This is a genomic window from Bradyrhizobium sp. SZCCHNRI3052 (assembly GCF_032484895.1).
Lineage (GTDB): Bacteria > Pseudomonadota > Alphaproteobacteria > Rhizobiales > Xanthobacteraceae > Bradyrhizobium.
On sequence record NZ_JAUETW010000006.1, the window covers coordinates 271,827 to 295,195 of the forward strand.

The window sequence follows — 23,369 nt, forward strand, 5'->3', positions numbered from 1 at the left end:
GTGGAGTTCTAAGTCGTGTTTGGTAAGCGTAGCGGATTGGACAACGATACCAGGGCCCTCAGGCCGGCCGCGCCGGCGCCCGAGCCGGCGCCGGCTGCACCACGCGCGGCGTCTCCGGCCGTGCCGTCGCCACCTCTGGCTCCGACCCGGCAGGCTCCGCCGCCGCCACCACCGGTTGTCGAGGCCCGGCGTTCGGACAGTTACTATCAGGTCAAGGCGACGATCTTCGGGGCGCTGATCGAGGCGATCGATCTCGCTCAGCTGGCCAAGCTCGACGGCGAATCCGCGCGCGAGGAAATCCGCGACATCGTCAACGAGATCATCGCGATCAAGAATATCGTGATGTCGATCGCCGAGCAGGAAGAGCTGCTCGACGATATCTGCAACGACGTGCTCGGCTATGGCCCGCTGGAGCCGCTGCTGTCGCGTGACGACATCGCTGACATCATGGTCAACGGCGCCGGTACGGTCTTTATCGAAGTCAACGGCAAGATCCAGCGCACGGGCATCCGGTTCCGCGACAACCAACAGCTCCTGAACATCTGCCAGCGCATCGTCAGCCAGGTCGGCCGCCGCGTCGACGAATCGTCACCGATCTGCGACGCGCGTCTCGCCGACGGCTCGCGCGTCAACGCCATCGTTCCGCCGCTGGCGATCGACGGCCCCGCGCTCACCATTCGTAAGTTCAAGAAGGACAAGCTGACGCTCGATCAGCTCGTCAAGTTCGGCGCGATCTCGCCGGAGGGCGCGGAGATCCTGCAGATCATCGGCCGCGTCCGCTGCAACGTGCTGATCTCCGGCGGTACCGGTTCGGGCAAGACCACGCTGCTGAACTGTCTGACCAATTATATCGATCACGACGAGCGCGTCATCACCTGCGAGGACGCCGCCGAGCTCCAACTGCAGCAGCCACATGTGGTGCGCCTCGAAACCCGGCCGCCCAACATCGAGGGCGAAGGCCAGGTGACGATGCGCGAGCTGGTGAGAAACTGCCTGCGTATGCGGCCCGAGCGCATCATCGTCGGCGAGGTCCGCGGACCCGAGGCCTTCGACCTGCTGCAGGCCATGAACACCGGTCACGACGGATCGATGGGCACGCTGCACGCCAACAACCCGCGCGAAGCGTTGTCCCGCTGCGAATCCATGATCACGATGGGCGGCTTCTCGCTGCCGTCGCGGACCATCCGTGAGATGATCTGCGCCTCGATCGACGTCATCGTCCAGGCGGCGCGACTGCGCGACGGCTCCCGCCGCATCACGCACATCACCGAGGTGATGGGCATGGAAGGCGACACCATCATCACCCAGGACATCTTCCTCTACGACATGATCGGCGAGGACGCGAACGGCAAGATCATCGGGCGCCACCGCTCGACCGGAATCGGCCGGCCGCGGTTCTGGGAACGTGCGCGCTACTACGGCGAAGAGAAGCGGCTTGCGGCTGCACTCGATGCCGCCGAAGTTGCGAGCAAGGACTGAGGAGAGACCCCATGAAGCTTCAGGCTCTCGCCCTTGCCTTCCTCGCCGCCACCGCGATCGGCGGCATCGCCTGGGTGTTCCTTTATCCCCTGCTGTCGGGTGAGCGGAAGGCCGAGCAGCGGCGCAGCACCGTCGCCAAGTCCGAGCCGGTGGTCCGACAGGCCGAACGCAGCCAACGCTCGCGCCGCGAGCAGGTCGAGTCCTCGCTGAAGGATCTCGAGGCGAAGGCCCAGAAGCAGAGTAAAGTCCCGCTGAACATGCGGATTTCGCAGGCCGGACTCGACTGGACCGTGCAGAAATTCTGGATCGTTTCCGGTGTCCTCGGCTTCGTCGTCTGCGCCGTTGCCTTCTTCGCCGGTGGCGGCCCGCTCGGCGCGCTCGGGCTCGGCTTCGCCGCCGGTCTCGGTCTGCCGCGTTGGATCCTCGGCTACCTCAAGAAGCGGCGCGAGAAGAAATTCCTGGCGGCATTGCCGGACGCCGTCGACGTGATCGTGCGCGGCATCAAGGCAGGCCTGCCGCTGTTCGAATCCATCAAGGTCGTCGCCGCCGACGCGCCGGAGCCTTTGCGCAGCGAGTTCCTCGGGATCATCGAGACCCAGGCGATCGGCATGCCGCTCGGCGAGGCTTGTGCGCGGCTCTATGAACGGATGCCGCTTCCCGAAGCCAACTTCTTCGGCATCGTCATCGCGATCCAGCAGAAGTCGGGCGGCAATCTCTCCGAGGCGCTCGGCAACCTCTCGAAGGTGCTGCGCGACCGCAAGAAGATGAGCGAGAAGATCCAGGCGATGTCGATGGAGGCCAAGGCGTCCGCGGGCATCATCGGATCGCTGCCACCGATCGTGATGCTGCTGGTCTATCTGAGCACGCCCGACTACATCTCGTTGCTCTGGACCCATCCGACCGGCCAGCTGATGCTGGTCGGCTGCGTGATCTGGATGTCGATGGGCATCCTGGTCATGAAGAAGATGATCAATTTCGATTTCTGAGGTGGACCATGGTCGACATTCTGGTCTCCAAGCTGCACGACCCGCACTTCATGACGATGTTCTTCGCCGCCATCGCGGCGACGGCCACCGTCTATACGCTGATCATGCCGCTGTTCGCAGGCGAGAACCTGAACAAGCGCATGAAGGCGGTCGCCAGCGAACGCGAGCGGATCAAGCAGCGCGAGCGCGAGCGGTTGAACGCCGGCGAGAAGGTCTCGTTGCGGCAGACGCCGAAGCAGCTCATCTCTCGTGTGGTGGAGGATTTCAACCTCACCAAATGGCTCGCTCAGGAGGCGGCCCGCGAGAAGCTCATCATGGCGGGCTACCGCGGCCAGGCGCCCTATATCACCTTCCTGTTCGCGCGCCTGGTGACGCCGCTGGTTCTGTTCGTCGGTTCCGTGCTGTACGTCTTCGTGATCGCGCATCTGCAGAAATCGATGCCGGTCAAGATCGGCATCTGCGTCGGCATGGCCTATCTCGGCCTGCAGGCTCCGATGCTGTTCCTCAGCAACGCGATTTCCAAGCGGCAGCTGTCGATCAAGCGCGCGTTTCCCGACGCGCTGGACCTGCTGCTGATCTGCATCGAATCCGGCATGTCGATCGAGGCCGCCTTCCGCCGCGTGGCGATCGAGATCTCGAGCCAGTCGATCGCGCTGTCGGAGGAGTTCACGCTGACCACCGCGGAGCTCTCCTACCTGCAGGACCGCAAGGTGGCCTACGAGAACCTCGCCCGCCGCACCGGCCTCGAAGGCGTGAAGTCGGTCTGCCTCGCGCTCCAGCAATCGGAGCGCTACGGCACCCCGCTCGGGCAATCGCTGCGCGTGATGGCGCAGGAAAATCGCGACATGCGCATGAACGAGGCCGAGAAGAAGGCGGCCGCGCTGCCGCCGAAGCTGACGGTGCCGATGATCCTGTTCTTCCTGCCGGTGCTGTTCGTGGTCATTCTGGGACCGACCGGCATCAAGGTCGCGGCCATGCAGTAGAGGTAGACCGCTCGCGAGAAATTTCGCTTGCGGTCGCGGCTCTACGCTGGAAGCTAGGCGGAGCATGATCGAGGTCTCCGCCTGATGTCCGACAAGCTCCGCCGCGCCGATGGCGCCCGCGTCCTGGCCGATCTGAACGCGCTGCGCGCCTTCGGCACCTACAAGACCGGCGTGCACCGGCCGACCTTCTCCGACGCCCATCGTCAATCGCTCGCTTGGCTCGCCGAGCGCCTGCCCGACGCGCAGCTGACGCCTGATATCGACGGCATCGGCAACGTGCTGGGCACCAGCGCCAAGCCAGGCCCCAAGCTGCTGGCCGGATCGCATCTGGAGAGCCAGAACCAGGCCGGCTGGCTCGATGGCCCGCTCGGTGTCGTCTACGCGCTGGAGGCGGCGCGCGTGCTCAATCCCGATCCGTCCATTGTCGGTGCGGTGGAGGTCGCCTCCTGGTGCGACGAGGAGGGCCATTTCGGCAGCATGCTCGGCAGCCGGTCCTATGTCGGCGACGTCAGCGAGGCCGAAATCGATGCTGCCCGCGACCGCAGCAGCCCGCGTACGATGCGGGAGGCGCTTGCCGAGATGGGCCTCGCCGGACGGCCGCGCCTGCAGGCCGAGCGCGGCCGGCATATCGGCTATCTCGAAGCTCATATCGAGCAAGGCGACACGCTCGAGGCGAGCGGGCTCAAGATCGGTGTCGTCACCTCGATCGTCGGCATCTGGCAATACCGCATCACCTTCACCGGCGAGCAGAACCATGCCGGCACGACGCGGATGGCGGTGCGCAAGGATGCCGGGCTCGCGCTCGCCAAGTTCTGTGTGGCGATCGATGCGCGCTTTCCGGCCGCCTGCGGCCCGCGCACGGTGTGGACCACGGGACGCATCACGCTCGATCCCGGCGCACCGAGCATCATCCCCGGCCAGGCCGAGATGCTGTTCCAGATCCGCGGCGACAATGCCGCCGTGGTCGACCGGCTCGAAGAGCTGCTGCGTGAGATGGCTGCGCAGGCGTCAGCGGCAGGTCCATGCCAGGTCGTGGTCGAGCGCATCCGGACCGGCGCGCCGGCCATGATGGACGGCACGTCCCAGGATGCGATCGAGGCCGCCAGCCGCGATCTCGCCGCCGGCAAGTCGCTGCGGATGCCGAGCGGCGCCGGACACGACGCGCAGGTGCTGGCCACCATCATGCCGGCGGGCATGCTGTTCGTGCCGTCGATCGGCGGCATCAGCCATCACTGGACCGAGAACACCTCCGATGCCGACATCGTCACCGGAGCCGACGTGTTCGTCGACACCTGCCGCCGCCTGCTGACAGGCGCGACACGATAGGCCACGTCATCAGCGAGGCACGTCGTCAGTCCGGCTGGTTGAGCGCGGCGATCGGCGCATTGCGCGCCTTGCCCTTGCCCTGGCTCTGCCCCTGAATCATCTGCTTGAGATAGGCGACGTTGGCGGCGGCCTCGTCCGGCGGCAGATCGGCCCGTGCGATCTGCTCGGCCTCCGCGAAGCGTCCCTGCAGGCCAACGACGAGCGCGAGGTTCTGGCGCACCCGCGCGTCCGCCCCCTGCGAGCCGTAGGCCTGCCGCAGCACCTCCTCGGCCTTCGGCAGCTCCCGCGTCAGCATGTAGGACAGGCCGAGATTGGACAGCACCGAGGGCTCGCCGGGCACGATCTTCAGCGCGCTATCGTAGTAGCGCCGCGCCTCCTCGTGGCGGCCCATCTGGTCAAGCACCGTGCCCTGCACCGACAGCAGCTTCCAATCGGGATTGTCCGGCGAGTGCGCGCGCGACAGCACGTCGAATGCGAGCTTGAAATTGCCGTTGTCGGCCAGCGCTCGGCCATAGGCCGCGAGCACGGTCTTGTTGCCGGCGTTGGCGAGCGTCGCCTGCTCCAGCACCGCAACCGCCTGCTCGCGCTGGCCGTTGTTGCGCAGCGCCTGGCCGTAGGCGACTGCGATGGCCGCATCCTTGGGGTTGGCGCGGTAGCGCTCGCCATACACCTCGACCGCGCGCTGCGGGGTCGCGGGCGGCGGCGGCTCGGCCCGACCGCGCAGCGAGCCCGTGACGTCGGACATGGTCTGGCAGCCGCCGAGGCCCGCAGCGACGAGCGCGGTGAGGACAACGGACGCAAGCAGCCGGGGAATGGAAGGCGATTGACGCATGTCACGTGGACTCGAACGAGCGAATTGAACGCGCCAGCAATAAACTGTTAACGCTAACAGCCGGTTAATGGCGCGACCACGGCGCCATCGTCACATCCGCGTCGGTTTGCGGGCCAGGCGGCCGGCGTGATTGCAGCAGCCTTCAAACTCTGCGAAGTCTGGCTGCCGCGCGCCAGTTAGGGAACCATTAGGCATGCCGTCGATGTTCGAGACCGCCTCCACAACGTCCGCCATCCCGATCACCTTCGTAACGAAGGCGAGCTGGCCGGGGATCAAGGAGAGCCTGTCGGCTGAAGCACGCAACTTCGCCGAGGCCAACGTCTACGCCGCCAAGCCCGGCAGCTATCTGGCGCTGCCCGCCGCCGACGGCCACATCGCGCAGGTGCTGTTCGGCCTCGAGGACGACGACGCCAAGCACCGTGACCAGTTCCGGCCGGGCGCCCTGCCCGGCCTGCTGCCCGCCGGCACCTACCGCTTCGCCAATGCGCCGCATGATGCACGGCTCGCCGCGCTCGCCTTTGCGCTCGGCAGCTACCGTTTCGGCCGCTACCGCAAGACCGAGACGCCGGAGGTCCGCCTCGTTCCGCCGGATGGCGTCGACGCCGCCGAGCTGAACCGCCTGGCCGACGCGGCGACATTGGCGCGCGACCTCGTCAACACGCCGTCCAACGACATGGGACCCGAGGAGCTCGAGGCCGCGGCGAAGCAGGTCGCCGACCGCTTCGGCGCGCGCTTCACCAGCATCGTCGGCGACGATCTGCTGCGCCAGAACCATCCGCTGATCCATGCCGTCGGTCGCGCCTCGACCCGCGCGCCGCGCCTGATCGAGCTCGTCTGGGGCGATCCATCGCATCCCAAGGTGACCCTGGTCGGCAAGGGCGTCTGCTTCGATACCGGCGGGCTCGACCTGAAGCCGTCGAGCAGCATGCTCCTGATGAAGAAGGACATGGGCGGCGCCGCCAACGTGCTGGCGCTGGCGCAGATGGTGATGGATGCCAAGCTCAAGCTGCATCTGCGCGTGCTGATTCCAGCGGTCGAGAACGCGGTCGCCGGCAACGCCTTCCGTCCGCTCGACGTGTTTCCCTCGCGAAAGGGCATCACGGTCGAGATCGGCAATACCGATGCCGAGGGCCGGCTGGTCCTGGCTGACGCGCTGGCGCTGGCCGACGAGGACAAGCCCGACCTGCTGATCGACATGGGCACGCTGACCGGCGCCGCGCGCGTCGCACTCGGTCCCGATTTGCCGCCGTTCTACACCCAGGACGAGGCGCTCGCCGCGGACGTCGCGCGCTGCGCGGCCGCCGAGAACGATCCGCTGTGGCGGATGCCGCTATGGGCGCCGTACGACTCGTGGCTCGACTCCAAGGTCGCGACCATCAACAACGCGCCGTCCGGCGGCTTCGCCGGCTCGATCACCTGCGCGCTGTTCCTGCAGCGCTTCGTCGAGCATGCCAAGAGCTGGCTGCATCTCGACATCTTCGCCTGGACGCCATCCGCCAAGCCGGGCCGGCCCGAGGGTGGCGAGTGCCAGGCGGCGCGTGCGCTCTACAAGCTCCTGAGCGAGCGCTATGGCTGATCCGCGCCTCACGCCTGCGCGCGGCGACGTCGCGGCGAAACATCTCGAAGGCCAGGTGACGGCCGCGCGTTTCGTCGAGGGCGAGGCGCTGGTCGTCATCGATCCGATCGCGCCGCTGCGCCAGCAGCCATATTCCGGCGCCGAGCTGGCGACGCAGGCGCTGAAGGGCGAGCGCGTCACGGTCTACGACCGCAACGGCGAGGGCTGGGTCTGGGGCCAGCTCGCAGCCGACGGCTATGTCGGCTGGCTGCCGGAGGCTGCGCTGGCGGCGCCCGCCGCAGCACCGACGCACAAGATCAGCGCCGTGCGCAGCTTCGCGTTCCCCGGACCGTCGATCAAACTGCCGCCGGTCGCGACGCTGGTGATGGGCTCGACCATCGCGGTCGCGCGCGAGGACGCGAGCTTCGCCGTGACGGCCGATGGCTGGTTCGTGCCGAAGCAGCATGTCGTCGGTCTCGACCATGTCGAGTCCGATTTCGTCGCAGTCGCCGAGCGCTTCGTCGGCACGCCGTATCTGTGGGGCGGCAAGAGCAGCCTCGGCATCGACTGCTCGGGCCTGGTGCAGGTGTCGTTGAATGCTGCGGGTGTGCCGTGCCCGCGCGACAGCGACATGCAGCTCGCCGCGCTGGGGCGCTTGCTCGACGGGGGAGAGCCGCTTCGCCGCGGCGATCTGATGTTCTGGAAGGGCCACGTCGCCATCGTGCGCGATGCTGACACGATCGTCCACGCCAACGCGTTTCATATGGCCACGCAGATCGAGCCGATCGGCGAAGCGATTGCCCGTATCAAGGCGAGCGGGAGCGATGTGCTCGCGATCAAGCGGCTGGATTGACTCGCCTCATCGCGCTGGCGCGTCCTCCCGATGAGGTTTTGAGACGCAGGCTCCCTCCTCCGTCATTGCGAGCGTAAGCGAAGCAATCCAGAGTCCCGCCCACGACTCTGTATTGCTTCGCTGCGCTCGCAATGACGCGGAGAGAGCGGCGCAAGAGTCCGATATACCTATCAAACAGCAACAGGCCGCGCCAAACAGCAGGGCAAGCATCCGCATTCTCGCGGCCGCATCGGTCCGAGTCCTGCTGCAATCATCCGCCCTCGGCAACATGAGAGGGCGCAGGGAAGGCCGGGTGCCGACCGCACCCGTGGTTGCGTGCAACAAGCACGCGGTAGTCACCACAGGTACGGGCCGAACATCCGGCCTTCCCTGCGCGATGTTTTGCGACTTACTTCGTGATCTCCCCAGGGACCGGCTTTCTTGCCCCTGTCGGCCGCAGGCCTCATCGGCTCCCGCGACCTTGACGCCAGCATCGGGGCGCCAGGACCACACGACTTCGCCGTCCGCATGACGCCGTTCGTCGGTGCGCACATGCACACTGCAACATCATCGCGGCCATCGCATCCCGCACCCGACGTCCGTGACGACGCGTACGTCCCTCTCGTGGGGCAGGACGGGGCGGAGTATGCACGATTTCCGAAAAAAAGAAAGATGAATATTTTTCGCGAGAGGACTCGACAGGCGTTCGCGGACCGCGCCCGTCGGCCAAATCACCCGCAATCGCGTGGGTTCTCGCCGCAGCCCAAGAGAGCTGAGATTCTGACTGTCGGCGCTTTTGGTAATTCGCCCGATCTCGAGAGTATAGCGACAGATTCGTGGCCCGGCAGACGATTGCCGCTTCTGTGAAGGGTTTCGGATGCCGGCCGCACGATTGACGGCGCGGCATGTTCGGGCGGCCGGCGTCCGAAAGCTTCCAAGGGAGGAAGCCGCGCATGGTGGGCAGGACTGGTGCGGAGGCGCTTTCCACCGTGGCCGGTCAATGAGCGGCGGGCACGACGAACAGCTTTGCAGAACGGCGGTTGTGCGGTGATGAGGTGTCGATCCTGATGGCGCTGGTTGGCGCAGTCGGTCGATGGCGCGGCTGCCGTCGCCTCTGTTGATCTAGCGCAAGGCTGGAATTGAGAAGAACGCCCACGTTGATGCGACAGAGGGGCGGACCATGGTGCGCGCAGGACGCTGGCGGGTTCAAGGAGCGGCCGTCGTCGCCGCGATGATTCTGCTGGCATCGCCGGCGCGGGCGGGCTGCAGTCCAGAAGACATCGCGGATGCCTTTATCGGGACGCTGTCCGCCGCATATGTGTGCAAGTCGGTCTATGAGAATGACGCAAGCCGCTACGCAGCGATTGCACTGACCGCAGCACTCAGCGGCGTCGCCTTGTCAGGGTCGGACACGGGGAAAGGGCAAGCCCTGGTCAATCAATTCTGCGCAGAGGCGCAGGGCAACGCCGACCAAGTCGTCAGCAAGCTGAACACGATCTTTGGCAACGCGATCGCAGAAAATGTTCTCGGCGATCTTTCCAAGGAGCTCGCAGCCATTGGCGCGGCCGCAGACGTCGTGAAATGCGCCTGCAAGAGCGAGCAGAGCACCGTTGGATTGGGTTCCGAAATCGGCTCATGTCTTCAGGAGGTGCTGTGCTGGGGGCAGGAAGAGCTTGGCATGCAGTCCTGCGGCGATTGCGAGGTCCTTCCGCCTGTTCAAGCCACATGCGCCGCGATCAACGCGACGTGCGAAAAAGTACCTTACATGGAGTGGTGGAGGTACCCGGAATGTCAAGGCATCGGCGGTCCCGGCTCGATCTTCAGCCCTTCCAGCAAAGGCGTCTATCAGGATCAATACGATCGATATGGCGTGGGCATGGTGGAAACCGGCGACGGGACGCTGGTGGTCACGGATCCCGGCGCCTATGCCTGCCACACAGGGAGCAGTTACTGCACCTGTCCGAAACCGATGGTGCCGCACTGGCAACAGGTCCCCAACCCCGGATCCGGCGATAGCAAGTACGTGTTCTCGTGCGATTGCCCGAAGGACACCCATCCCGGCGCGTTGAAGTCGGACGGGCTCTCCGAGTGCCTGTGCGACGACACCAACCAGGTGGCGGTCTTCGGCTTTGCGCCCTACGGCATGTGTCCGCCCGCGGCCTGCCCGGCCGGACAGACAAGACTCGGCGGCGACAAGAACAGCCCCTGTGTCACGCCCTGCTCCGACAAGAGCCAGGGAATGGCCTTTGACGGGAGCTGCTGCAATCCCGCGCAGATGACCAATTGTGGAGAATGTTGCCCGCCCGACACCGTGCCCAACGTCAAGACCGGCTCCTGCGAGCCGCGGCCCAAGCAGCCGAAATGAGGCGGACCGACATGATCGAGCTTGGCCGACAGACGTCCTTGACAGCCGCCGTCCGTGCGATGCGGCACCTCGCCTGGCTGCTGATCCTGCCTCTCGCACTCGGGGGGCCCGCGTCGGCGCAAACGCCGCCCGGCGTTTACACCCCCGGCGATGCTGCAGTCACCGGATTCTCCGGGGCTATTCGCCCGTTCGAGATCGAGCCCGGTCAGGATCCCGACGTTCGGACCATCATCGATCCTGGAGGGCCGTCGCTGCGCATCGTCGATCTAAGACGCATGGGCGGTCCGCCCCAGGCGCAATTGGTCGGTGCGCCGAAGCCGTTCACCGTCAGCGCGAAGTCGATCGGGCAGGTGTTTGGCGTCGCTCTGGACGACAGTTCCCCCGCCAACATTTACGTCGCGGCGACATCCGCCTATGGTCTCTCGATCGTCGCGCCGGGACCTGAAGGTCGACCGCAACATGTCAGGCTCGGGACTAGCGGCGCGACCTTCATGCCGGCACAATGGGGTCCGGGCGGCGGTCCGGGATCGATCTGGAAGATCAATGGCGCCACCGGCGCGGTGACGCTGTTCGCGAATGTCACCACGGGCGACAAGGCCAATTCGGGCGCGGCGCTCGGGGGATTGGCCTATGATCCGGCGACCAAGTCTCTGTTCGTCGCCGACCGTGAGACCGGGCTGATCCATCGCTTCGACCCGAACGGCGTCGACCTCGGTGTCTATGATCACGGCGTCGCCGGCAACGCAGCCGCGGAACTTCCAACGGCGCCGGCGCCAGCCGGGCCAGGCGTCGATACTACGAGTCCTCAATTCGACAGCGCGCAGCCCGAGACCTGGGGCTACGCGGCACCGGATCGGCGAGTGTTCGGCCTCGCCATTCGCGACGGCCGGCTCTACTACGCGGTCGCCGAGGGCTTGCGGGTGTGGTCGGTCGGGCTCAACGCGAACGGCTCGTTCGGTGCGGACGCCAGAATCGAAGTCGTCGTACCGTCCGCCGCCGGTCCCACCGAGATCTCCAGGATCACTTTCGACGACGAGGGACGGATGTTTTTGGCCGAGCGGCCGGCGCCGACCGGGGCGCAGGATTTCGAGGCCTTGTCCGCGCCGTCGATCGGCCGCGTGCTGCGCTATACGCTGATCGGTGTCACTGAGATCAAGCAGCCGATCTGGCAGCCCTTGCCGGACGAATATGCGGTGGGATTCCCCGAACGTTTCCGCAATGGCAATGGCGGCGTCGCGATCGGCTACAGCTACGACATGGGCGGGACCATGAATCCGGCCTCCTGCGGCGGCTTCGTCTGGACCACCGGCGAACAATTGCGCAACGCCACCGATCCCAAGCTCGTGGCTCAACTCGGCCAGAACGACGCGCTTGCGATCGACGGACTGCAGGGGAATCCGATCTGGCGCATCCGCCGCGGCGATGAGCCACCGCTGCTCAGTTACTTCATCGACTATGCCGACGCGCCGCCCGATCTATCAGCTCGCGGGCACATGGGAGATATCGCCATCTTGCGCGCGTGTACAAGGGAAGCCGCACGGACACGGCTGGCGCCGCGTCCAGCCGGCGCGCCGCCTCCCGCCGGCATGCCGAAGCCACCGGGTCTGCAGACCTGCAAGACCCATGTCTGCGGTTCGGACGGATCGGTTTGTCCGCCCAATCAGATCTGGATCATCAAGACCAAGAGCTGCGCGTCGAGCTGCGCCCCGCCCAATGTTCTGGTCAATGGCCAATGCTGCTCGCCCAAAGACCTGCAGCCGGGGGGCATCTGTTCGAACAACAATCCGTCCACTGATATCGCCAAGCCGATGTGCGGCGTCAACCAGACGGCGATCGGCCCGAACAACGAATGCTGCGAGAACAGCCAGATCTATTCCGGCCCGATTGGCCAACAACTTTGCTGCGGGACGACCGTGGTGAACGGCGTGTGCGATCCGTTGAAGCCGAAAATCCCGGACTGGAAATGCCCCGGCTGCTGTGCAACCGGCTATGTGAAGATCGCCGGCAAGTGCTGTCTCAAGAGCCAGGCGACGTCGAAGGGACAGTGCTGCCCGGCCGGCCAGATTGCGAGCCCCGACGGCACGCTATGCATACCGCTGCACTGGCTACCGAGACTTTCACAGTGTTGCGCCTCGGGCTTCGTGCCGACTGCGAATAGCAAATGCTGCGCGTCCGCGAATCTGACGACGAGCGGCGAGTGCTGCGCGGCCCCGGTCGACCCAAAGGATCGAAGCCAGTGCTCCAAGACGATCGAGAAGAAGTCCACCACGGTCGTCCCCGTGATTCCGAAGCTGCCGACGACGTGCCAACCTGGTGAGCGGCGCAATGCCGACGGCGTGTGCGTGGCACGCAAGCCGGGGGTGACGCGGGACCGGCGGGCGCCGGATGTCGGTCGCCCGATCGTCTGCCCCCCCGGTTGGATTCCGGGGCCGCTTGGCGCGCGCTGCCGGCCGACCGGCCGATTTGCGCCGCGCATGCCGGGGGTCAGACCGGTCCCCCCACCCGGCATGATGATGCCGCGACGATGAAGGGAAGCAGCGATGCACGAGGACACGAATTCGCAAATCATTACTGCACGCCAACTGCGGAAGTCGGCAGCCATATGGAGGATGACCGATGACCAATTTGATCCGTAGCGTTGCCACGGCGGTTGCCGTCTTCACGCTGTCTTTGCTTTGCGTGCAGCCCGGCCGCGCGGAGAGTTCGCGCAGCGACATCGAGGCGATCGTCAAGGACTACATAGCGACCCATCCCGAAGAAATCGAGCAGGTCGTGAAGGACTACCTCGCCAAGCACCCCGAAGCCGTGCAACAGGCCATCTCCGACCTGATCAAGAAGCGGCAAGCCGCGATGCCGGCGGCAGCGCCCGGCTCCGACAAGACCGCACTGGTCAAGCAGAATGCGCCGGCCTTGTTCGCGTCCGCGCACCAGGTCACGCTCGGCAACCCGCTAGGTGATGTCACCCTGGTCGAGTTCTTCGATTACAGCTGCGGCTACTGCAAGCGCGCGCTCGGCGAGATACTCGAATTGTTGAAGAGCGACCCCAAGCTCAAGATCGTGCTCAAGGAACTTCCGATCCTCGGCCCCGGCTCGCTGGAGGCGGCGCGCGTCGCGGTAGCGGTACGCATGCAAGACCCGACGGGCGCGAAATACCTCGACTTTCATCAGCGGCTGCTCCAAAGCAGCGGACCCGCCGACAAGGCGCGCGCGTTGGCCATCGCGCAGACGATCGGTCTCGACGTTGCTCAGCTTGAAAAGGACATGGACAGCCTGGAGGTGCGCCAAAGCCTCGATGAGAGCGGCAATCTTGCGCAGAAATTGGGATTGAGCGGGACGCCGAGCTATGTCATCGGCGGCAATGTCATCGTCGGCGCGGTCGGACTTGCCACGCTGAAGGCCAGAATTCAGCAGGCTCGCCAGTAGTACGCTCCGATCGCGAAGATATGCATCGACGCCCGAGGTCTCGATTTGTGCAGCGCGCGAGTCCGCTGCTGTGAAGGGTTTCGGATGCCGGCAGCACGATTGACGGCGCGGCATATTCGGGCGGCCGGCGTCCGAAAGCCTCCAAGGGAGGACACCGTGCATGGTGGGCAGGACTGGCGCGGCAGGCTCTATGGGGATTTGAGCGCTGCAGGCGAGCTCGCTGATCGAGCTCGAAATGGTGCAGCGAGCTTCGCGACGATGGCGCGGCGTTGCGCCTCGCGTGAAGTCGGTCTGCCTCGCGCTCCAGCAACCGGAGCGCTACGGCACCCCGCTCGGGCAATCGCTGACGACGCGTACGTCCCTCTCGTGGGCAGGACGGGGCGGAGCACGCACGACTTCCGAAAATAAGAAACAGAAATATTTTTTCAGGAGGGGCTGGACGGGCTTTCGCAGACACGACCCGTCGGGCAAATCATCACACCTATCCGCCGTCGTCGCCGGCGGCTTGGCTTTGATGGATCATGACTGCCCTGGCCGCGATCAGGCGATCCGCTTCAGGACGACCCGGAAGTGACATTCTGTCGGTGACGACTTCGGTGAGATAGTTCGCGATCGACTCGGCATCGGCACCATCGTCAAGCATGCTGAAGACCTGCAGAGCGTAGCGGTCATATTCGTCTTCGGCGCCCTCGCAGCCCGAAACACCGATCGGGTCCCACTCGGACAGCAGAAGAGCTCTGATGAGATCCAGCTTGGATGGCATTGTCTCGCGATTGCTCGGCTGCGGAGGTCCGCTGATCCTCTACGAAGCCGCCGCGCCGTTCCCCGCCGTCTCGTTCCGGAACGCCGCCGCAAACAGCGCGCGAGTGTAGTCGGTCTTCGGCGCCTTGAACAGCTCCACCGCCGGCCCCTCCTCCACCACCTTGCCGTGGCGCATCACGATCAGGTGGCTGGCGAGCGAGGCGACCACGCGCAGATCATGTGAGATGAACATGTAGGTGAGATCGAGCTTGCGCTGCAGGTCGCGCAGCAGCGCGACCATTTGCGCCTGAAACAGCATGTCGAGCGCCGAGGTCGGCTCGTCCAGCACGACGAAGCTCGGCTCGAGCACGACGGCGCGCGCGACCGAGATGCGCTGGCGCTGGCCGCCGGAGAATTCGTGCGGATAGCGGAAGCGCGTCGTCGGATCGAGCCCGACCTCGTTCAGCGCCTTGATGACCTTGGCCTCCCGCTCCTCTTCGCTGAGCCTGGGCTGATGCACGCTGATGCCCTCAGCGATGATGTCGCCGACCGACATGCGCGGGCTGAGCGAGCCGAACGGATCCTGAAACACGATCTGCATGTCGCGGCGGAACGGCCGGACATCCTTGAAGGACAGGCCCTGGATCTCCTTGCCCAGGAACACGATCGGGCCGTCGGAGGAGATCAGCCGCAGCAGCGCCAGGCCCAACGTGGTCTTGCCGGAGCCGGACTCGCCGACGACGCCGAGCGTCTCGCCCTTGCGCACGGCGATGCTGACGCCGTCCACGGCCTTGATGTGGCCGACCGTGGAGCGGAACAGGCCGCGCTTGATCGGAAACCAGACCTTGAGGTCCCTGGCCTGCATCACGACCGGCTGATCGGGCCGCGGCGGCGCCGGGTCCGGCTTCGGCTCGGCCGCGAGCAGCGCCTTGGTGTAGGGATGGGAGGGCGCGGTGAACACCTGCTCCACCGGCCCCTGCTCGACGATCTTGCCACCGTTCATGACGCAGACGCGATCGGCGATGCGCCGGACGATGCCGAGATCGTGGGTGATGAAGAGCAGGCTCATGCCGAGCCGCGCGCGGATGTCGGCGAGCAGCGCCAGGATCTGTGCCTGCACGGTGACGTCGAGCGCGGTGGTCGGCTCGTCGGCGATCAGCAGATCCGGCTCGTTGGCGAGCGCCATCGCGATCATCACGCGCTGGCGCTGGCCGCCGGAGAGCTGATGCGGATAGCTGCCGAGCCGGGTTTCCGGCTCGGGGATGCCGACCTGCGTGAGCAGCTCGAGCACGCGCGCCCGCGCCGCGCCGTTCGAGATCGGTCGATGCAGATGCAGGATCTCGCCGATCTGCCGCTCGATCGTGTGCAGCGGATTGAGCGAGGTCATCGGCTCCTGGAAGATGATGGAGATGTCGCTGCCGCGGATGCCGCGCATCTCGCCCTCCGACAGCGGCAGCAGATCGCGGCCGTTGAAGCGGATGCTGCCCGACGGGTGCGAGGCGACCGGATAGGGCAGCAGCTTCAGCACCGACAGCGCGCTGACCGATTTGCCCGAGCCGGACTCGCCGACGAGGGCAACGCACTCGCCGCGCCTGATGTCGAACGAGACGTGGTCGACGGCGGTCGACACGCGGCCCTGCTGGTGGAAGGTCACCGAGAGATCGCTGACCGAGAGCAGCGGCTGGCTGATCGCATCCATGTCGGTCACCTGAACGTCTTGCGCGGATCGAACGCGTCGCGCACGGCCTCGCCTATGAAGATGAGCAGCGACAGCATGATCGCGACCGAGAAGAAGCCGGTCAGGCCGAGCCACGGCGCCTGCACATTGGCTTTGGCCTGCGACAGCATCTCGCCCAGCGACGGCGAGCCGGGCGGCAGGCCGAAGCCGAGGAAGTCGAGCGCGGTCAACGTCATCACCGAGCTCGACACGATGAAGGGCAGGAAGGTCATGGTCGCGACCATCGCGTTCGGCAGGAGATGCCGCCACATGATGACGGCATTGGAGACGCCGAGCGCGCGCGCGGCCTGGATGTATTCGAAATTGCGGCCGCGCAGGAATTCGGCGCGGACCAGGCCGACCAGCGACACCCAGGAGAACAGCAGCATGATCCCGAGCAGCGTGAAGAAGCCGGGCACCAGCACCGCCGACAGGATCAGGAGCAGATAGAGATAGGGAATCGCGTTCCAGATCTCGATGAAGCGCTGGAACAGGAGATCGACCCAGCCGCCGAAATAGCCCTGCACGCCGCCGGCGGCGATGCCGATGATCGAGGAGAAGAACGTCAGGGACAGGCCGAACAGGACGGAGATGCGGAAGCCGTAGATCAGCCGCGCGACGACGTCGCGACCCTGGTCATCGGTGCCGAGCCAGTTGTATTCGAGATCCCGGCAGCTCTTCAGCCCCTTTCTCTCGACCACCGCCTTGCACTGCGATTCCTTCAGCATCCAGGTCGGCGGCGACGGTGCGGGCGTCGGCAGGTCGAGATTATGCGTGGCGTAGGAATAGCGGATCAAAGGCCAGATCACCGTACCGCCCTTGTCGGCGATCAGCTTCTGCAAATAGGGATCGCGGTAGTCGGCCGCGGTCTCGAAGTCGCCGCCGAATGCCGTTTCCGGATAGGAGACGAACGCCGGGAAGTAAAGGTGGCCGTCGAACTTGATCAGGAACGGCCGGTCGTTGGCGATCAGCTCGGCGAACAGCGACACGACGAACAGGAACAGGAACAGCCACAGCGACCAGTAGCCGCGGCGGTTGGCCTTGAAATTCTGCCAGCGGCGCTGGTTGAGCGGCGACGGGCGGAAACGATGCCGCGTCGGCGGCACGGCCTCGCCGAGCGGGGCCTGCGTCGTGGTCTCGACCGGAGGGGTGGCTGTGATCGTCATCAGACCTCCCGCGCCTCGAAGTCGATCCGCGGATCGATCCACATGTAGGTCAGATCCGAGACCAGGTTGATGGCGAGGCCGAGCAGCGAAAAGATGAAGAGATTGCCGAACACAACGGGATAATCACGATTCAGAATGCTCTCGAACGAGAGCAGGCCGAGCCCATCCAGCGAGAAGATGGTCTCGATCAGCAGCGAGCCGGAAAAGAACGCGTGGATGAAGGTGCCCGGAAAGCCGGCGATCACGATCAGCATGGCGTTACGGAAGACGTGGCCGTACAGCACCTGGTTCTCGCTGCAGCCCTTGGCGCGCGCAGTCATGACATATTGCTTGCGGATCTCGTCGAGAAACGAGTTCTTGGTCAGCAAGGTCATGGTCGCGAAGGCGCCGAGCGCCATCGACACCAGCGGCAAAGTGAGATGCCAGAAATAGTCGATGATCTTCCAGTACCACGGGAAGTCCGACCAGCCATCCGAGGTCAGCCCGCGCAGCGGGAAGATGTTGAGGAACGAGCCGCCAGCGAGCAGGATGATCAGCAGGATCGCGAACAGGAAGCCCGGAATGGCGTAGCCGACGATGATCACGGCCGAGGTCCAGACGTCGAAGCGCGAGCCATCCTGCACCGCCTTGCGGATCCCCAGCGGAATCGAGATCAAATAGGTCAGCAAGGTCATCCAGATGCCGAGCGACATCGACACCGGCAGCTTCTCCTTGATGAGCTGCAGTACTGACGTGTCGCGGAAATAGCTCTTGCCGAAATCGAAGCGCGCGAAGTTCCAGACCATCAGCGCGAACCGCTCCGGCGCCGGCTTGTCGAAGCCGAACTGCTTTTCGAGCTGCTTGATGAAGGCGGGATCGAGCCCCTGCGCGCCGCGGTATTTCGAGTTCAGCTCGCTGCCGGATCCCACCTGTCCCGGCGGCCGCGCGCCGAAATCCGAACCGCTGCCGCCTGAAATCCGCGAGGTGCCGCCGGTGTCGGCGCCGGTCAATTGCGCGATGACGCGCTCCACCGGACCGCCTGGCGCGAACTGCACCACGACGAAGGAGATGAAGAGAATCCCGAGCAGGGTCGGGAGCATCAGCAAGATGCGACGGGCAATATAGGCAGCCATGAACTACTTCGCCTGCTCCAGCTTTGCGGCCTTGGCGGCATCGTACCACCAGATGTCGGGGGCGCCGACGCCCGAGGCGTATTTCGGCGGCTTCGGCGGATGGTCGAACTGATCCCAATAGGCGATCGGGTGGGTCTGGCGATACCATTGCGGTATCCAGTAGTGGCCGGCGCGGAACACGCGGTCGAGCGCCCGGCAGGCCAAGGTCAGCTCGCTGCGCGTCTCCGCGGCGATCGCCTTGGCGACCAGCGCATCGATCGCGGGATTGCTGATCCCGGCGAGATTGTAGGAGCCCTTGGTCTTGGCCGTGTCCGAGGTGAAATAAGCCCGGAGGCCGTCGCCGGGGGTCGGCGACATCGACATCCGCTGAATGGCGATGTCGAAATCGAAATCCTCGACGCGGGCGCGGTACTGCACGGCGTCGACGATGCGCAGATCGGCGTCGATGCCGAGCGTCTGCAGGTTCTTGATCAGGGTGCCGTGGTGCGGCTTGAACGAGACCTCGTCGATCAGGAACTCGATCGCGAACACCTCGCCGGACGGCAGCAGCCGCTTGCCGTCCTTGACCGGCAGGCCGGCCTGCTGCAGCAGTTGCGTCGCCTTGCGCAGCAGCGCGCGATCCTGGCCGGAGCCGTCCGAGACCGGCGGCACGAACGGCTCGCCGAACACATCGTCGGGCACCTGGCCGCGGAACGGCTCGAGCAGCTTCAGCTCCTCGGGCGAGGGCGGCCCGACCGCGACCATGTCCGAGTTCTGGAACGGCGACACCGTGCGCGCATAGGCGCCGTACATGATGGTCTTGTTGGTCCACTCGAAGTCGAACGCGTAGGTCAACGCCTGGCGGACGCGGGGATCCTTGAACTTGTCGCGGCGGGTGTTGATGAACCAGCCCTGCCCGCCGGACGGCGTCTCGTCCGGCAAGAGCTCGCGCTTGACGCGGCCGTCCTTGATCGCCGGGAAATCGTAGCGCGTCGCCCAGATGCGCGCGGTGAACTCCTCGCGGAACAGATAGCTCTTGGCGGTGAAGCCTTCGAACGCGACGTCGCGGTCGCGATAGAATTCGTAGCGCACGATGTCGAAATTATACATGCCGCGGCTGACCGGCAGATCGGCCGCCCACCAGTCCTTGACACGCTCGAACTCGACGTAGCGGTTGATCTCGTATTTGCCGACCTTGTACGGCCCCGAGCCGAGCGGCACGTCGAGCGGACCCTCGTCGAACGCGCGGTTGGCGTACCAGGCCTTGGAGAAGATCGGCAGGGTCACGACATAGAGCGGCACGTCGCGCGCGCGCTTCTCGACGAAGCTCACCACGACGGTCGCATCGTCGATCGCCTCGGCCTTCACGAAGTCGCGCAGCTGAACAACGATCAGTGGATGGCCCTTCTCCTTCAGCGTGTTCAGCGAGAAGGCGACGTCTTGCGCGGTGATCCTGCTGCCGTCATGGAAGCGCGCCTCGGGCCGCAAGGTGAAGCGGTAGGCCAGCTTGTCCGCGGAGATCGCCACGGATTTCGCGACCAGCCCGTACACCGCGTCCGGCTCGTCGCTCGCGCGCACCATCAGGGTCGCGAACGTCATGTCCATGCCCTGCGCGCCCTCACCTTTCAGGACATAGGCATTGAACGAATTGAAGGTCTGATAGGACTGGTTATAGGCGCGCACCGACGGGATCAGCGAGAACAGCCCGCCCTTCGGCGCGTCCGGATTGACGTAGTCGAAATGGCGAAAGTCGGCCGGGTACTTCAAGTCGCCGAAGGCCGACATGCCGTGCGACTCGGGGCCGAACTCCGCGGCCACGGCCGGCGTCAGCAGCGGATAGCTGAGCGCGCCGAACCCAAGCCCGAGCACGCCGCGGCGCGACAGATGCGGGAGCCGGCTCAAGAGCGCTTCACCTTGGCGGCCTTGTCGGCATCGTACCACCACAGATTCGGCCAGCCGGACCGCGCATATTTCGGGAACGGCGTGAAATGGCTGAAGCGGTCCCAGCGCGCGCTGCGCGCAAACGGGTAGGTGAACTGGGGGACGACGTAGAAATTCCACAGCAGCACCCGGTCGAGCGCATGCGTCGCCGCTTCGAGGGAGGCACGATCCTTGGCGTAGATGATCTTCTCGATCAGCGCGTCCACAGCGGGGTTCTTGATGCCGATCGTGTTCTTCGAGCCGGACTCGTCGGCGGCCTTGGAACCCCAGAAATCGCGCTGCTCGTTGCCGGGCGACAGCGACTGCCCCCAGACGTCGATGATCATGTCGTAGTCGAAGGTGCGCACCCGGTTCTCATACTGGACATTGTCGACCTGGCGTACCGTCACGGCGACGCCGAGGCGCTCCAGCGACGGCTTGTAGAACAGCACGATCCGCTCGGAGGACGGGTCCTGGACCAAGAGTTCGACCGTGACCGGCTTGCCGGCGGGATCGACGAGCTTGCGGTCCTTGATCTCGAAGCCTGCGTCCTTCAGCAGCCTGGTGGCCTCGCGCAGATTGGCGCGAACGTTCTCGGGATTGCCGCCCACCGGGGCCTGGTAGACCGTGGTGAACACGTCCGGCGGCACCTTGTCGCGCAGCTCCTCGAGGATCTGCAGCTCCTGGCCCTGCGGCAGCCCGGAACAGGCCAGATCCGTGCCTTCGAAATAGCTGTTGATCCGCTTGTACTGACCGTAGAACAGCTGCTTGTTCATCTCCTCGAAATCGAAGGCGTAGTTGAAGGCACGCCGCAGCCGCGCGTCCTGGAATTGCGGACGCCGCAGGTTGAAGGCGAAGCCCTGCATGCGGCCGGAATCGCTGATCGGGAATTCGTCCTTGACCACACGCTTGTCGTTGATGGCCGGGAAGTCGTAGGCCGTCGCCCATTGCTTGGCGGAATTCTCGTTGATCCAGTCGGCCTGATCGGCCTTGAAGGCCTCGAGGGCGACGATGTTGTCGCGGAAATATTCGAACTGCAGCTCGTCGAAATTGTTCTGGCCGATCTGGACCGGCAGGTTGGCGCCCCAGTAGTCCTTGACGCGCTCCATCTTGATCGAGCGGCCGGGCACGAACTCCTTGATGCGATACGGGCTCGACCCGAGCGGCGGCTCCAAAGTCGTCGCAGTGACGTCGCGCTTGCGGCCCTGCGCGTCGGTGCCTTCCCACCAGTGCTTGGGCAGAACCAGCAGCTCACCGACGATGTGCGGCAGCTCGCGATTGCCCGGACCATCGAAGGTGAACTTGACCTCGAGGTCGCCGGTCTTCTCGGCCTTTACGACATGGCGGTAGTAGGAGGAGTAGTGCGGGCTGTTCTTCTTGAGCACGTCGAGCGAGAAGATGACGTCCTCGGGCGTCACCGGCTTGCCGTCGTTCCAGCGCGCTTCCTTGCGCAGCCGGTAGATGACCCAGGAGTAGTCGTCCGGATAGGCCGCCGACTCGGCGAGGAGGCCGTATTCGGTCGACACCTCGTCCTGCGAGCGCGTCATCAGGGTCTCGTAGACCAGCCCCGCCGCGGACGCGATATTGCCCTTCACATACATCACGACGATGTTGAAATTGTCGAAGGTGCCGAGCGAGATCATCCGCGCTGTGCCGCCCTTGGGCGCGTCGGGATTGACGTAGTCGAAGCGCTTGAAGTCCGCCGGGTACTTGATCTCGCCGAACAGCGACAGGCCGTGGCGCCAGACCAGTTGTTCACCGGCCTGCGCCTGCGCGGCGTCGAGCGGGGCAAGGCTGGCGGCGGTGCCGAGCACCGGGGTCATCGCAGCGAAGACGCTGCTCTGCAGGAGCTGTCGTCGGGTAATCGTCAAATGAGACTTCCTCTGAATAAGACCGCTTGAAGCAGGTGGTCGGCCGTGGCCGCTGCTGCTCCCAGATCCAACGTTCGATCGTAACCCAATTCGCAAGGGCAGGTTTCGCCGGCCTCAGCCAGGGTGCTCCGGCCCCGCGAACCCGTTCCATTCAGGGGACCAATATACGGCAAGGTTTCGACCAATAACCTTGCTTTTTCCTCATGATACCGGGTTGTGAACGAGGTGGATGCGACCAAAGGTCCCAAATGCGGCGAATTTCGTCCCGCAAAGCAAAACGGCCGGGCTTGAGGCCCGGCCGTCGGAAATTGGGGGGTTAGCAGCCGATCACTTGGCTGCGGTCGGCAGCGGCGCCGGATTGTCCGACAGCGAGTTCAGGTAGGCCAGCACGTCGGCGCGCTCCGAGTCCTTCTGGATGCCGGCAAAGCCCATCGCGGTGCCCGGGATGTAGCCCTTCGGATTGGCGATGAAGTGGTTGAGATCCTCGATCGTCCAGGTGCCGCCCTTGGCCTTCATCGCGGCCGAGAAGTTGAAGCCGCGGCCTTCGCCGATCTTGTCGCCGACGATGCCGTAGAGGTTGGGGCCGACGGCATTCTTGCCGCCCTTGTCGAAGGTGTGGCAGGCCGCGCATTTCTTGGCGGCGGCAGCGCCCTTCTCAACCGAGGCGGTCTGCAGCAGCTTCTCGATCGGCTCGGCCGCGGCCGGCGCAGCGGCTTCCTTGCCTGCGCCCTGGGCCTCCTTCACGGCGATCTCGAACCCCGGTTTCTCCGGCATTTTCGGCGCGAAGATCGCGCCAGCGGAGAAGCTCGTGACCAGCACGACCAGACAGGCGGCCAGAACGGCGCCGAGGATTTTGTTCAGTTCGAAGGAGTCCATTTTGGAATCAGGCTCCGAGGGCGGATTTCATTGCTTGGGAGGCCGCGGGGCCGCGACCGTGAATCGCCCCAGGATTCGTCAAGGCATCGAGCGGAATCGAGCCGTCGCGCCTCCCCCTGCGGCAGAAGTGAGATATCGGTTTGCCCGTGCTCTGGCAACCCGTATAAGCGGGCCGCCCCTGCTGTCCCCATCCAGTCCGGCCCGCG

At 65.2% G+C, this 23,369-nt stretch carries 17 protein-coding genes; 9 read left to right on the plus strand and 8 right to left on the minus strand.

Going from position 1 to position 23,369, the window contains the following annotated elements:
• Nucleotides 1-15 precede the first annotated feature (15 nt).
• The 4 genes from QW887_RS19015 to QW887_RS19030 all read left to right on the plus strand — a co-directional run bounded on the left by QW887_RS19015 (nt 16) and on the right by QW887_RS19030 (nt 4,774).
• The gene (locus QW887_RS19015; RefSeq protein WP_315713812.1) at nt 16-1,479 is read left to right on the plus strand and encodes a CpaF family protein; all 1,464 of its coding nucleotides are present in this window, start codon (nt 16-18) and stop codon (nt 1,477-1,479) included.
• 11 nt (nt 1,480-1,490) lie between these two features.
• The gene (locus QW887_RS19020) at nt 1,491-2,465 is read left to right on the plus strand and encodes a type II secretion system F family protein (RefSeq protein ID WP_315713811.1); all 975 of its coding nucleotides are present in this window, start codon (nt 1,491-1,493) and stop codon (nt 2,463-2,465) included.
• 8 nt (nt 2,466-2,473) lie between these two features.
• The gene (locus QW887_RS19025; protein ID WP_315753445.1) at nt 2,474-3,448 is read left to right on the plus strand and encodes a type II secretion system F family protein; all 975 of its coding nucleotides are present in this window, start codon (nt 2,474-2,476) and stop codon (nt 3,446-3,448) included.
• A gap of 84 nt (nt 3,449-3,532) precedes the next feature.
• On the plus strand, nt 3,533-4,774 hold the full coding sequence (locus QW887_RS19030; protein ID WP_316194814.1) for a Zn-dependent hydrolase: 1,242 nt from the start codon (nt 3,533-3,535) through the stop codon (nt 4,772-4,774).
• A gap of 25 nt (nt 4,775-4,799) precedes the next feature.
• Here the strand turns inward: QW887_RS19030 and QW887_RS19035 are convergent, their stop codons facing one another.
• Complete coding sequence (locus QW887_RS19035; RefSeq protein WP_316169520.1) at nt 4,800-5,606, minus strand: tetratricopeptide repeat protein; 807 nt, start codon at nt 5,604-5,606, stop codon at nt 4,800-4,802.
• A gap of 193 nt (nt 5,607-5,799) precedes the next feature.
• Between QW887_RS19035 and QW887_RS19040 the strand changes: the two genes are divergently transcribed.
• The 5 genes from QW887_RS19040 to QW887_RS19060 all read left to right on the plus strand — a co-directional run bounded on the left by QW887_RS19040 (nt 5,800) and on the right by QW887_RS19060 (nt 13,781).
• Nucleotides 5,800-7,182, plus strand: coding sequence for a leucyl aminopeptidase family protein (locus tag QW887_RS19040; RefSeq protein WP_316194815.1), 1,383 nt, complete (start codon nt 5,800-5,802; stop codon nt 7,180-7,182).
• Nucleotides 7,175-8,014, plus strand: a complete 840-nt coding sequence (locus QW887_RS19045) for an NlpC/P60 family protein (protein ID WP_315825977.1) — start codon at nt 7,175-7,177, stop codon at nt 8,012-8,014. Before QW887_RS19040 ends, QW887_RS19045 begins: the two co-directional genes overlap by 8 nt.
• Nucleotides 8,015-9,173: 1,159 nt before the next feature.
• The gene (locus QW887_RS19050; RefSeq protein WP_316169522.1) at nt 9,174-10,358 is read left to right on the plus strand and encodes a hypothetical protein; all 1,185 of its coding nucleotides are present in this window, start codon (nt 9,174-9,176) and stop codon (nt 10,356-10,358) included.
• On the plus strand, nt 10,355-12,886 hold the full coding sequence (locus tag QW887_RS19055) for a hypothetical protein (RefSeq protein WP_316194816.1): 2,532 nt from the start codon (nt 10,355-10,357) through the stop codon (nt 12,884-12,886). The genes QW887_RS19050 and QW887_RS19055 overlap by 4 nt, the downstream gene beginning before the upstream one ends.
• A gap of 88 nt (nt 12,887-12,974) precedes the next feature.
• Entirely contained in the window at nt 12,975-13,781 is an 807-nt protein-coding gene (locus QW887_RS19060; protein WP_315825974.1) for a DsbA family protein, read from the plus strand.
• Between the two features lie 481 nt (nt 13,782-14,262).
• Here QW887_RS19060 and QW887_RS19065 read toward each other — a convergent pair whose 3' ends face one another.
• The 7 genes from QW887_RS19065 to QW887_RS19095 all read right to left on the minus strand — a co-directional run bounded on the left by QW887_RS19065 (nt 14,263) and on the right by QW887_RS19095 (nt 23,163).
• Nucleotides 14,263-14,544, minus strand: a complete 282-nt coding sequence (locus tag QW887_RS19065; RefSeq protein ID WP_315714400.1) for a hypothetical protein — start codon at nt 14,542-14,544, stop codon at nt 14,263-14,265.
• A gap of 39 nt (nt 14,545-14,583) precedes the next feature.
• Nucleotides 14,584-16,221, minus strand: coding sequence for an ABC transporter ATP-binding protein (locus QW887_RS19070; RefSeq protein ID WP_315767908.1), 1,638 nt, complete (start codon nt 16,219-16,221; stop codon nt 14,584-14,586).
• A 5-nt stretch (nt 16,222-16,226) separates the two neighbouring features.
• Entirely contained in the window at nt 16,227-17,405 is a 1,179-nt protein-coding gene (locus QW887_RS19075) for an ABC transporter permease (RefSeq protein WP_316194817.1), read from the minus strand.
• Nucleotides 17,405-18,517 (minus strand): microcin C ABC transporter permease YejB, encoded by a 1,113-nt coding sequence (locus tag QW887_RS19080; RefSeq protein WP_315713801.1) that lies wholly within the window; start codon nt 18,515-18,517, stop codon nt 17,405-17,407. Before QW887_RS19080 ends, QW887_RS19075 begins: the two co-directional genes overlap by 1 nt.
• Before the next feature lie 3 nt (nt 18,518-18,520).
• A complete protein-coding gene (locus QW887_RS19085; protein WP_316194818.1) occupies nt 18,521-20,398 on the minus strand; it encodes an extracellular solute-binding protein in 1,878 nt (625 codons plus the stop codon).
• Nucleotides 20,395-22,239, minus strand: coding sequence for an extracellular solute-binding protein (locus tag QW887_RS19090; RefSeq protein ID WP_316167400.1), 1,845 nt, complete (start codon nt 22,237-22,239; stop codon nt 20,395-20,397). Before QW887_RS19090 ends, QW887_RS19085 begins: the two co-directional genes overlap by 4 nt.
• Before the next feature lie 375 nt (nt 22,240-22,614).
• Complete coding sequence (locus tag QW887_RS19095; protein WP_315825971.1) at nt 22,615-23,163, minus strand: c-type cytochrome; 549 nt, start codon at nt 23,161-23,163, stop codon at nt 22,615-22,617.
• Nucleotides 23,164-23,369 lie beyond the last annotated feature (206 nt).